This window comes from Pseudomonas sp. S2_H10, assembly GCF_054668285.1.
The window spans coordinates 3,646,812-3,658,605 of sequence record NZ_CP162754.1 but is presented as its reverse complement, the minus strand read 5'-3'; the positions used below and the strand labels follow the sequence as shown (position 1 = coordinate 3,658,605).

The 11,794-nt window shown below is 59.4% G+C and carries 9 protein-coding genes; 5 read left to right on the top strand and 4 right to left on the bottom strand.

Features of this window, described 5'->3' with window-relative positions:
* The first annotated feature begins 35 nt into the window (after positions 1–35).
* The 4 genes from glyQ (at position 36) to AB4O16_RS16390 (ending at position 4,444) form a co-directional block, all read left to right on the top strand.
* A complete protein-coding gene (gene glyQ / locus AB4O16_RS16405; protein WP_025112261.1) occupies positions 36–989 on the top strand; it encodes a glycine--tRNA ligase subunit alpha in 954 nt (317 codons plus the stop codon).
* Positions 986–3,040, top strand: a complete 2,055-nt coding sequence (gene glyS / locus AB4O16_RS16400; protein WP_160388573.1) for a glycine--tRNA ligase subunit beta — start codon at positions 986–988, stop codon at positions 3,038–3,040. Before glyQ ends, glyS begins: the two co-directional genes overlap by 4 nt.
* Before the next feature lie 6 nt (positions 3,041–3,046).
* Complete coding sequence (gene gmhB / locus AB4O16_RS16395) at positions 3,047–3,580, top strand: D-glycero-beta-D-manno-heptose 1,7-bisphosphate 7-phosphatase (RefSeq protein ID WP_095943028.1); 534 nt, start codon at positions 3,047–3,049, stop codon at positions 3,578–3,580.
* A gap of 84 nt (positions 3,581–3,664) precedes the next feature.
* A complete protein-coding gene (locus AB4O16_RS16390; protein ID WP_460155320.1) occupies positions 3,665–4,444 on the top strand; it encodes a lysophospholipid acyltransferase family protein in 780 nt (259 codons plus the stop codon).
* A 181-nt stretch (positions 4,445–4,625) separates the two neighbouring features.
* Here AB4O16_RS16390 and AB4O16_RS16385 read toward each other — a convergent pair whose 3' ends face one another.
* Positions 4,626–6,161 carry a sensor histidine kinase gene (locus AB4O16_RS16385; protein WP_460155319.1) on the bottom strand — a complete coding sequence of 512 codons (1,536 nt, stop codon included), beginning with the start codon at positions 6,159–6,161 and terminating at the stop codon, positions 4,626–4,628.
* Positions 6,162–6,330: 169 nt separating this feature from the next.
* Here AB4O16_RS16385 and AB4O16_RS16380 point away from each other — a divergent pair, with 169 nt between their 5' ends.
* Positions 6,331–7,047, top strand: coding sequence for a response regulator transcription factor (locus tag AB4O16_RS16380; RefSeq protein WP_460155318.1), 717 nt, complete (start codon positions 6,331–6,333; stop codon positions 7,045–7,047).
* Between the two features lie 63 nt (positions 7,048–7,110).
* Here AB4O16_RS16380 and gyrB read toward each other — a convergent pair whose 3' ends face one another.
* From gyrB to dnaN, 3 genes are read right to left on the bottom strand one after another with little or no spacing between them, the layout of a single operon-like run.
* Entirely contained in the window at positions 7,111–9,528 is a 2,418-nt protein-coding gene (gyrB, locus tag AB4O16_RS16375; protein WP_160388577.1) for a DNA topoisomerase (ATP-hydrolyzing) subunit B, read from the bottom strand.
* Between the two features lie 5 nt (positions 9,529–9,533).
* On the bottom strand, positions 9,534–10,637 hold the full coding sequence (recF, locus tag AB4O16_RS16370) for a DNA replication/repair protein RecF (protein ID WP_392892916.1): 1,104 nt from the start codon (positions 10,635–10,637) through the stop codon (positions 9,534–9,536).
* A gap of 20 nt (positions 10,638–10,657) precedes the next feature.
* Positions 10,658–11,761 (bottom strand): DNA polymerase III subunit beta, encoded by a 1,104-nt coding sequence (gene dnaN, locus AB4O16_RS16365; RefSeq protein ID WP_007969885.1) that lies wholly within the window; start codon positions 11,759–11,761, stop codon positions 10,658–10,660.
* Between the last annotated feature and the right edge of the window lie 33 nt (positions 11,762–11,794).

Sequence of the window (11,794 nt, the reverse complement as noted above, 5' to 3'; positions counted from 1 at the left end):
TCTTTAAATCGCAGCCCAAGAAACAGGTGAATTTCGTGAGCCAGCCTACGCCAGCCGTGCGTACCTTCCAAGACTTGATCCTCGCCCTCCAGCAATACTGGGCCGAGCAAGGTTGTGTGGTACTTCAGCCCTACGATATGGAAGTAGGCGCCGGCACTTTCCACACCGCAACGTTCCTGCGCGCCATCGGCCCGGAAACCTGGAACGCCGCCTACGTGCAGCCAAGCCGCCGTCCGACTGACGGCCGCTACGGCGAAAACCCGAACCGTCTGCAGCACTACTACCAGTTCCAGGTGGTCCTGAAGCCGAACCCGGACAACTTCCAGGAACTGTACCTGGGCTCCCTCAAGCACGTCGGCCTGGACCCACTGGTCCACGACATCCGCTTCGTCGAAGACAACTGGGAATCGCCGACCCTCGGCGCCTGGGGTCTGGGCTGGGAAGTCTGGCTCAACGGCATGGAAGTGACCCAGTTCACCTATTTCCAGCAAGCGGGCGGCATCGAGTGCTACCCGGTGACCGGCGAGATCACCTACGGTCTCGAGCGTCTGGCCATGTACCTGCAAGGCGTGGACTCGGTCTACGACCTGGTCTGGGCTGACGGCCCGATGGGCAAAGTGACCTACGGCGACGTGTTCCACCAGAACGAAGTGGAGCAGTCCACCTACAACTTCGAACACGCCAACGTCGACAAGCTGTTCGAACTGTTCGATTTCTACGAAAGCGAAGCCAAGCGCCTGATCGAACTCGACCAGCCGCTGCCGTTGCCGAGCTACGAAATGGTGCTGAAGGCCTCCCATACCTTCAACCTGCTGGATGCGCGCCGGGCAATTTCCGTGACTGCGCGTCAGCAATACATCCTGCGTGTACGCACCCTGGCGCGTTCCGTTGCGCAAGCCTACCTGCTGGCTCGCGCCAAGCTGGGCTTCCCGATGGCGACCCCGGACCTGCGTGACGAAGTACTGGCCAAGCTGGAGGCTGCACAATGAGTGCTCTGGATTTTCTGGTTGAACTGGGCACTGAAGAACTGCCACCCAAAGCCCTGAACACCCTGGCCGAGGCGTTCCTCGCCGGTATCGACAAGGGCCTGCAAGCCGCCGGCCTGAACTACGAGAGCAAAACCGTCTACGCCGCCCCGCGCCGCCTGGCCGTGCTGATCACCGCACTGGCCACCCAGCAGCCGGACCGCAGCATCAACCTAGATGGCCCGCCACGTCAGGCCGCGTTCGATGCCGAAGGCAACCCGACGCAGGCAGCCCTGGGGTTTGCCAAGAAGTGCGGCGTCGAGCTGAGCGAAATCGATCAGAGCGGCCCGAAACTGCGCTACAGCCAGAGCATCGCCGGCAAGCCGACCGCCAGCCTGCTGCCGACCATCGTCGAAGATTCGCTGAACGACCTGCCGATCCCGAAACGCATGCGTTGGGGTGCACGCAAGGAAGAATTCGTTCGTCCGACCCAATGGCTGGTGATGCTGCTCGGTGACCAGGTCATCGACTGCACCATCCTCGCCCAGAAGGCCGGCCGCGACTCCCGTGGTCACCGCTTCCATCACCCGGAAAACGTGCGCATCGGTTCGCCGTCCAGCTACCTGGCCGACCTGCGTGCCGCCTACGTTCTGGCCGACGCCAACGAGCGTCGCGAGATCATCAGCAAGCGCACCGAAGAGCTGGCCACCCGTCAGGAAGGCACGGCGATCGTACCGCCAGCCCTGCTCGATGAAGTGACCGCGCTGGTCGAGTGGCCAGTGCCGCTGGTGTGCTCGTTCGAGGAGCGTTTCCTCGACGTGCCGCAAGAAGCCCTGATCACCACCATGCAGGACAACCAGAAGTACTTCTGCCTGCTGGATGCCGACGGCAAGTTGCTGCCACGTTTCATTACCGTGGCCAACATCGAAAGCAAAGACCCGCAGCAGATCATCGCCGGTAACGAGAAAGTGGTTCGCCCACGCCTGACCGACGCCGAGTTCTTCTTCAAGCAAGACAAGAAGCAGAAACTCGAAGACTTCAATCTGCGCCTGCAAAACGTGGTGTTCCAGGAAAAACTCGGCAGCGTCTACGACAAGGCCGAGCGCGTATCCAAGCTGGCCGCGTTCATCGCCCAGCGCATCGGCGGCAACGCTGCGTGGGCAGCCCGTGCTGGCCTGCTGTCCAAATGCGACCTGTCGACCGAGATGGTCGGTGAGTTCCCGGAGATGCAAGGCGTCGCCGGTTACTACTACGCCCTCAACGACGGCGAGCCGGAAGATGTCGCCCTGGCCCTGAACGAGCAGTACATGCCGCGCGGTGCCGGCGCTGAACTGCCAGCCACCCTGACCGGTGCGGCCGTGGCCATCGCCGACAAGCTCGACACCCTCGTGGGTATCTTCGGCATCGGCATGTTGCCGACCGGCAGCAAAGACCCGTATGCCCTGCGCCGCGCCGCACTGGGCGTGTTGCGTATCCTGATCGAGAAACAACTGGATCTGGACCTCAACGACGCCGTGGCCTTCGCCGTGAATGCGTTCGGGACCAAGGTCAAGGCTGCCGGCCTGAACGAATCGGTGCTGGAGTTCATCTTCGATCGCCTGCGTGCCCGTTACGAAGACGAAGGCGTCGACGTCGCCACCTACCTGTCAGTACGTGCCCTGAAGCCGGGTTCGGCCCTGGACTTCGATCAGCGCGTGCAAGCGGTAGAGGCCTTCCGCAAATTGCCGGAAGCCGCTGCCCTGGCTGCGGTGAACAAGCGCGTGTCGAACTTGCTGAGCAAGGTCGAAGGCTCGGTGCCTACCGTCGTCGAAGCCAAGTACTTCGACAATGCCAACGAGTTCTCCCTGTACTCGGCGATCCAGCAGGCTGACCAGGCTGTACAGCCGATGGCTGCAGCGCGTCAGTACAGCGAATCGCTGGCACGCCTGGCCGCCCTGCGCGAGCCGGTGGATGCGTTCTTCGAGGCGGTAATGGTCAATGCGGAAGACGCCAACGTGCGCGCCAACCGTTATGCCTTGCTGGCGCGCCTGCGTGGGCTGTTCCTCGGCGTCGCCGATATTTCGTTGCTGGGGTAAGACTGTTTGAAACTGCTGATTCTCGATCGGGACGGAGTGATCAATTACGACTCCGACGCTTACATCAAGTCGGTGGAGGAGTGGATTCCGCTCCCCGGCTCGATCGAAGCCATCGCGCAGTTGAGCAAGGCCGGCTGGACGGTAGCGGTCGCTACCAACCAGTCGGGCATCGCTCGCGGCTATTACGACCTCGCCACCCTGGATGCCATGCACGAGCGCTTGCGCGCACTGGTGGCGGAGCAGGGCGGTGAAGTCGGGCTGATCGTCTACTGCCCGCACGGGCCGGACGAAGGCTGTGATTGCCGCAAGCCGAAACCCGGGATGTTGAAAACCATCGCCGCTCATTACAACGTGTCGCTGACCAATCTCTGGTTCGTCGGCGACAGCCTTGGTGACCTGGAAGCCGCCAAAGCCGTCGATTCACAGCCAGTTTTGGTAAAGACCGGGAAAGGCGAAAAGACTTTGGGCAAGACCCTTCCGGTTGGCACATTGATTTTTGACGATTTGGCGGCGATTGCCGCAGAACTTATCCACAATTAAAGTGCTTCGATTGTTCCTGACCAAGGATTGATCGGGGGTGCGCTTTATATAAGGCGGGCAATTCCCGCAACGGTAAACGTCACCATGTCGATATTGCAGGCCATCAGAACCTTCCTCTTCTACTTTCTGCTGGGCACCAGCTCGTTGCTTTGGTGCAGCCTGAGCTTTTTTATCGCGCCGTTTCTGCCATTCAAGGCACGTTATCGCTTCATCAACGTGTACTGGTGCCGCTGCGCCTTGTGGCTGAGCAAAGTGTTCCTGGGCATCCGCTACGAAGTGAAGGGTGCCGAGAACGTACCTGAAAGACCTTGCGTCATTCAGTCGAACCACCAGAGCACATGGGAGACGTTCTTTCTCTCTGCTTACTTCTCACCGCTGAGCCAGGTGCTCAAACGTGAATTGCTCTATGTGCCGTTCTTCGGCTGGGCCATGGCCATGCTGCGACCGATCGCCATCGATCGCGACAACCCGAAAGCCGCGCTCAAGCATGTGGCGCAGAAAGGCGATGAGTTGCTCAAGGACAATGTCTGGGTGCTGATCTTCCCCGAAGGCACGCGCGTACCTTTCGGCACCGTCGGCAAGTTCTCGCGCGGTGGCAGCGCCTTGGCGGTCAACGCCGAATTGCCGGTGCTGCCGATTGCGCACAACGCCGGCAAGTTCTGGCCGAAAACCGGTTGGGCGAAGAAACCGGGCGTCATCACTGTGATCATTGGCGAGCCGATGTATGCCGCAGGCATCGGACCGCGAGCCATTGCCGAATTGAACGACCGGGTGCAGGCGTGGAACGAGCAGATGCAACGGGAAATGGGCTCACTGCCACCGACTCCGCAAGCGCCGGTTTCAAACGATCAGGTGGCTGTCTGAGATTCTGTGGATAACCTGTGTACCGTTTCATTGAAAACCGTCGCTATTTGCACGTAACTTTATGATTTTTTTACATATTTCTTTGAATGATAAAAATCATAAAAACGTGCATAAGTTTTTTTAGGACGTAAAAAAGCCGGCTGATATAGCCGGTTTTTTTATATCCACAATTCCTCCGCCTTCACTCCGTGAACAGCGGAAATTGCAGCCTGAATGTCGTGCCCCGACCCACCTCGCTCTGACACTCGATTCGCCCGCCGTGCCGATCCACAACGGCCTTGACCATCGACAATCCCAAGCCCACGCCATCGATACCCTGGGCGGAAGAAAAGCGCCTGTATTGGCTGAACAGCTCGGGCAACTCCTCCGCCGCGATGCCTTTGCCCTGATCGATGAGTTCACAGGTCAGCCAGCCGTCGCGCTGACTGACGTGCAAACGGATACGAGTGCCTGGAGCGCTGTACTTGATGGCATTTTCCAGCAGATTGAACAGTGCCCGAGTCAGCAGCGCCTGATCCGCCAGAACCAGACTTTCCTGCGCCTGCTCCTCAACCTGATGGGCCAGTTCGATCTGTTTCAACTGCGCAATGGGCAGCGCCTGATCGAACACATCCAGCACCAGCATCGCAAACAGGCTCGGCTGAAACTGATAAGCGTCGGACTCGGCCCTCGCCAGTAGAACAAAACCGTCAGTCAACTCCAGCGCCCGACGAACCTGTAGTTCGATTTGAGCAAAGAGCGGCGAATCACCCCCCACTTGATGACGATGGACATCAAGCAACGCGAGGATGGCCGAGTGAGGTGCCCGCAGGTCGTGAGACAAGAATCGCAGCAGCACCGCACGCTGTTCCTCCGCATCGCGCTCGACACTCAAATCAGTCAGGTTCCATAGCCAGCCGACCGGCACCTCACCGTCCACCGGCAATAGCTCGGCGCGCTCCAGCCGCAGGCTGCGTTCCTTGAGGTCGCGGAACTCCAGCAGCGGCAGCGTCGACAAGGGCGAATCCGACCCGCGGTTCATATCCGGACAACCCAGCTGTTCAAGTCGCTTCAGCACATCATCGCCGACCAGTTCCCCACCAAACAGATCACGGGCCTTGCGATTGCCGAGCAGAATCCGTCCCTGGGGATCGCTGATCAATGTAGCCACCGGCAGGTATTCCAGGCCATCGGCAATGAATCGGTGGGTATCGCGGGTCAGGCTCATGGCTTGTTCCAGCGCGACGATTTGATTCTGCAAACTGTCGCCACCGGGATGGAGGGTACGACGGCGCTCGGGAAACACTTTCGGCTCGCTGTCCAGCCGTGCCAGTTCCCAACCGAAATAGGTCAGCACCACACTGAGGCGTCGCCAGTTCCAGATCAGGTAACCAAACAGCATCCCCAAGACTGCAGGCGTCGGAGACCACCACCAGCGCCTGAATTCCGCAAGACCGGCACTGGTCAGCAGCGCGCACGCCATCCCCGTGAGCGTCAACCAGAGCGCCAGCCGCGGACGCCACCACAACAGGCCAAGTACGCACGTCACCAGACCAAGGGAAAACAAGGCGCTCAGGCCTGGGGAAGCATCGTTCAGGTTGATCTGCGCGCGGTAGGACAGCAGTGTCGTCAACGGCAGCAACACAAAGCTTATCCACAGCCACTCGCGCAGCAATTGCCGAAACAATCGCTGTACCTGGCTTGGCTCTCGGCTTTCGCGGCGGCGCTGGTCAGTCATGGCCAAGCGGGCAGGGCGGGGTATAAGGTTTCATGGTTCCTGTGTCTTAGGCGTCGACTCAAGAATCATAGCGGACGCTGCGACCAACGGCGGGCCGCTGACTTTCACTGTGTCGATTGAGCCGCTATCGTCGATACAGAGCTGCCCAGGCGACAAGGAATCACCGTATATGCGCGTTGCGATTCTGGACGATGAGCCCGCCGAACTACGCCGGGTCGAACAAACCCTGCAACAGATGAGCGAAGCCGGAGAGCAGCCGTGGTCTTTGCACAGCTTCGAACGGGCCAAAGACCTGTTGCGCCAACTGCGTCGGGAAACCTTCGACCTGCTGATCCTCGACTGGCAACTGCCCGACCTAACGGGCCTGTCACTGCTGCAATGGACCCGCGAACACATGGAAGCGCCGCCGCCGGCAATCATGCTCACCAGTCGTGACGGCGAAAGCGATATCGTTCAGGCCCTGAATGCTGGCGCCGATGACTACGTCAGCAAGCCGTTCCGCCCCAATGAACTGAAGGCCCGCGTTGGCGCGGTCCTGCGTCGACATGGCCAACAGCGCACAACGGCCGAAGGCTTGGGCTTCAATGACCTGGTGTTCGACGACGCCGAGCTGACCGTCACTCGCGACGGCAAACCGATCGTCATGACCGAACGCGAATACCGCCTGGCGCATTGCCTGTTCAGCAACCTCGGCCGGCCGCTGTCGCGCGATTACCTGTACGAACGATTCTGGCCCCATGAAGAAATATCGTCGTCACGCCCACTGGATACGCACATCTATCGTCTGCGCAACAAACTTGGGCTGACGGCGGATCGCGGCTGGCAGCTGCTGACGATTTATGGGTATGGGTATCGGCTGGAGAGTGTGACACCGGCGAACGAATGAAACGCAGGCAATAAAAAAGGCCAATGCAGATGCATTGGCCTTTTTCGTTGGCACCGACCGGGATCAGAAGTCCAGGTTGGACACCGCCAAGGCGTTGCTTTCGATGAAGTCACGGCGTGGTTCGACCGCATCACCCATCAGGGTGTTGAAGATCTGATCCGCGCCAATGGCGTCTTCGATGGTCACTTTGAGCATCCGGCGCTGGCTTGGGTCCATGGTGGTTTCCCACAGCTGATCCGGGTTCATTTCGCCCAGACCTTTGTATCGCTGGATGGTGTGGCGTTTGGTGCTTTCAGCCATCAGCCATTCAAGGGCTTCCTTGAACTCGGTCACCGGCTTCTTGCGCTCGCCACGCTGGATGTACGCGCCGTCGTCCAGCAGGGTGCTCAGTTGAGCGCCTAGCGAAACCACAGTCTTGTAATCGTTACTGCCGAAGAAGTCGCGGTTGAAGGTGACGTAGTTCGACAGGCCGTGGGAGATCAGTTCGACCTCTGGCAGCCAGACGTTACGTTCACGGTCTTCACGCAGGCTGGCTTTGTAAACCAGGCCGGACTTCTCGACGGTGCGCAAGCGAACTTCGTACTGAGCCAGCCAATCCTGCATCGCTGCGTGATCGGACAGTTGCTCCATGCTCACCGCAGGCAGGTAGATGAAGTGCTCGGTCAGCTCCTGTGGGTACAGGCGCGACAGACGCTTGAGGGTCTTCATCACCAGACGGAAATCATTCACCAGACGCTCAAGCGCTTCACCGGAGATACCGGGTGCTTCTTCGTTCAGGTGCAGGCTCGCATCTTCCAGGGCCGACTGGGTCATGTACTCTTCCATGGCCTCGTCGTCTTTGATGTATTGCTCCTGCTTGCCCTTCTTGACCTTGTACAGCGGTGGCTGAGCGATGTAGATGTAGCCGCGTTCGATCAGCTCCGGCAGCTGACGGAAGAAGAAGGTCAGCAGCAGGGTACGGATGTGCGAACCGTCGACGTCAGCATCGGTCATGATGATGATGTTGTGGTAACGCAGCTTGTCGATGTTGTACTCGTCGCGGCCGATGCCGCAGCCCAGCGCGGTGATCAAGGTGCCCACTTCCTGGGAAGAGATCATCTTGTCGAAGCGCGCCTTCTCGACGTTCAGGATCTTGCCCTTCAGCGGCAGGATGGCCTGGGTCCGACGGTTACGTCCCTGCTTGGCGGAGCCGCCAGCAGAGTCACCTTCCACGAGGTACAGTTCGGAAAGGGCAGGGTCTTTTTCCTGGCAGTCAGCCAGTTTGCCCGGCAGCCCGGCGATATCCAGCGCGCCTTTGCGACGGGTCATTTCACGGGCTTTACGCGCCGCTTCACGAGCACGTGCCGCATCGATCATCTTGCCGACGACCAGCTTGGCTTCGTTCGGATTTTCCAGCAGGAAGTCGGAGAAGTACTTGCCCATTTCCTGTTCGACCGCGGTCTTCACTTCGGAAGACACCAGCTTGTCTTTGGTCTGGGAGCTGAACTTCGGATCCGGCACTTTTACCGAAATGATCGCGGTCAGGCCTTCACGAGCATCGTCACCGGTGGTGGCGACCTTGTGCTTCTTCGCCAGGCCTTCAGCTTCGATGTAGGTGTTCAGGTTACGCGTCAGTGCGGAACGGAAACCCACCAGGTGAGTACCGCCATCGCGCTGTGGAATGTTGTTGGTGAAGCACAGCAGGTTCTCGTTGAAGCTGTCGTTCCACTGCAGGGCGATTTCCACGCCGATGCCGTCTTCACGCTGGATGTTGAAGTGGAACACCTGGTTGACCGGGGTCTTGTTGGTGTTCAGGTATTCAACGAACGCACGCAGGCCGCCTTCGTATTTGAACAGTTCTTCCTTGCCGCTGCGCTCGTCCTTGAGGACGATGCCGACACCGGAGTTGAGGAAGGACAGTTCACGAATCCGCTTGGCCAGGATGTCCCAGCTGAAATGGATGTTCTTGAAGGTTTCGCTGGAAGCCTTGAAGTGGATCTGCGTACCGGTGGTTTCGCTGTCGCCAACGATTTTCATCGGCTCTTGCGGAACACCGTGGACGTAAGTCTGTTCCCAGATCTTGCCGCTACGGCGAACGGTCAGGACCAGCTGTTCCGACAGGGCGTTAACGACCGACACACCCACGCCGTGCAGACCGCCGGAGACCTTGTAGGAGTTGTCGTCGAACTTACCGCCGGCGTGCAGCACGGTCATGATGACCTCGGCTGCCGAAACGCCTTCTTCCTTGTGAACGTCTACCGGGATGCCACGGCCGTTGTCGCGAACGGTGATGGACTCATCCGGGTGGATGATGATGCTGATGTCGTCGCAGTAGCCGGCGAGGGCTTCGTCGATCGAGTTATCGACCACCTCGAACACCATGTGGTGCAGACCGCTACCATCATCGGTGTCGCCAATGTACATACCGGGACGTTTGCGTACGGCATCCAGGCCTTTCAGCACTTTAATGCTCGTTGAGTCGTACGTATTTTCTTCGCTCAATGCCTTCACTCCCGATGGTCGTGGGTCTGGGTGATACGGCCCTGTTCCACGTGGAACAGTGCGACTGGCGTTTCCGTCTGCCAGCCTTCCCTCAATAATTCGTGATCTACACAGGTGATAAATACCTGGCAGCGTAAGTCTTCCAACAAGCGGCAAAGCGCGCGACGGTGCTGCTCGTCCAGTTCGGACGGCAAGTCATCCACCAGATAAATACACTGACCGCGTCGAGCCTGGCTGACCAAGTGCCCCTGGGCAATCCGTAATGCGCAAACCACCAACTTCTGCTGGCCACGGGACAAGATGTCCGCGGCGTTGTGTGCGCCCAGTCTGAGGCGCAAATCAGCACGTTGTGGTCCGGCCTGGGTGTGCCCTATTTGCTGGTCCCGCTGTAGAGACCCGGCGAGCACAGCACTCAATTCACGGTCCTTGTCCCAGCCGCGGTAATAGCTGAGCGTCAAGCCTTCAAGCTCAACCAGTTCGCTCAAGGTTTGTTCAAAGACTGGTTTCAAGGCTTTGATATAGGCGCGGCGGTATTCATCAATTTCAGCGCTGGCCTGGCACAGTTCCCTGTCCCAAACCGCTTGCGAAACGGCGTCAAGTGTACCATGCCGCAGCCAAGAGTTTCTCTGGCGCAGGGCCTTCTGCAAGCGCTGCCAGGTTGACATGAAGCGCGGTTCCACGTGGAACACGCCCCAATCGAGAAACTGTCGGCGAATCTTCGGTGCCCCTTCCAGCAATCGAAAGCTGTCCGGGTTGATCAGTTGCAGCGGCAGGATCTCGGCCAGTTGGGCTGCGCTGCGCGCGTTCTGCCCATCGATCCGGATCTGGAATTCACCCTGGCGATCCCGCGAAATGCCCAAGGCGCTCTGCCCACCCTCAGCCAGTTCAACCTGGCCAAACACCGTGCAGGCAAGCTGTTCGTATTGAATGACCGGTAACAGGCGGGTGCTGCGAAACGAACGGGCAAGCCCCAGCAGATGGATGGCTTCCAGAACACTGGTTTTGCCGCTGCCGTTGGCGCCGTAAAGGATATTGATGCGGGGAGAGGGGGAGAAGGTCACCGGGTGCAGATTGCGCACCGCGGTGACCGAGACGCGACTTAAGGACATCTAGCTTCTGCTGGGCATGATTACAGACGCATCGGCATGACGACGTAGGCCGAGTCGTCGTTGTCCGATTCCTGCACCAGCGCACTGCTGTTGGAGTCGGACAGGATCAGACGAACCTGCTCGGTGGTCATCACGCCCAGTACGTCGAGCAGATAGCTCACGTTGAAGCCGATTTCCAGGGAGCCGCCGTTGTATTCAACGCCCACTTCCTCTTCCGCTTCTTCCTGCTCCGGGTTGTTCGCCTGGATCTTCAGCTGACCGCTGGCCAGTTGCAGACGGATACCGCGGTACTTCTCGTTGGACAGAATCGCGGTACGGCTGAACGCTTCGCGCAACGCCTGGCGATCACCCAGTACCAGCTTGTCGCCGCCTTTTGGCAGAACGCGCTCGTAGTCCGGGAATTTACCGTCGACCAGTTTCGAGGTGAAGGTGAACTCACCGGTGGTGGCGCGGATATGGTGCTGGCCCAGCACGATGCTGACATTGCCGTCCGGCTCGGTGAGCAGGCGCGCCAGTTCGAGGATACCTTTGCGCGGCACGATGACCTGGTGACGATCCGGCTGACCGATATCGGCCTGCATCGAGCACATGGCCAGGCGGTGACCGTCGGTGGCCACGGCGCGGATCACGCCGGCAGACACTTCCAGCAGCATGCCGTTGAGGTAGTAACGCACGTCCTGCTGGGCCATGGCGAAGCTGGTGCGCTCGATCAGACGACGCAGCTTGCTTTGCTCCAGGCTGCAGGTCAGCGAACCCGGGCCTTCTTCTACAGTCGGGAAATCGTTGGCCGGCAATGTCGACAAGGTGAAGCGGCTACGGCCAGCCTTGACCACAAGCTTCTGCTCATCGACCTTGATATCGATCAGCGCATCGTTCGGCAGGCTTTTGCAGATGTCCATCAGCTTGCGCGCCGGCACGGTGATGGAACCCGGATCCGCCGGCTCTTCGAGTTGAACACGACCGACCAGCTCGACTTCCAGGTCGGTACCGGTCAGCGACAATTGCTGGCCTTCGACAACCAGCAGCACGTTGGAGAGCACCGGCAAGGTCTGGCGGCGTTCGACGACGCCTGCGACCAGTTGCAGGGGTTTCAACAGGGCTTCGCGTTGAATGGTGAAATGCATGGTCTAGTCCCTTGCCTTAATTAGCTGCGCTGG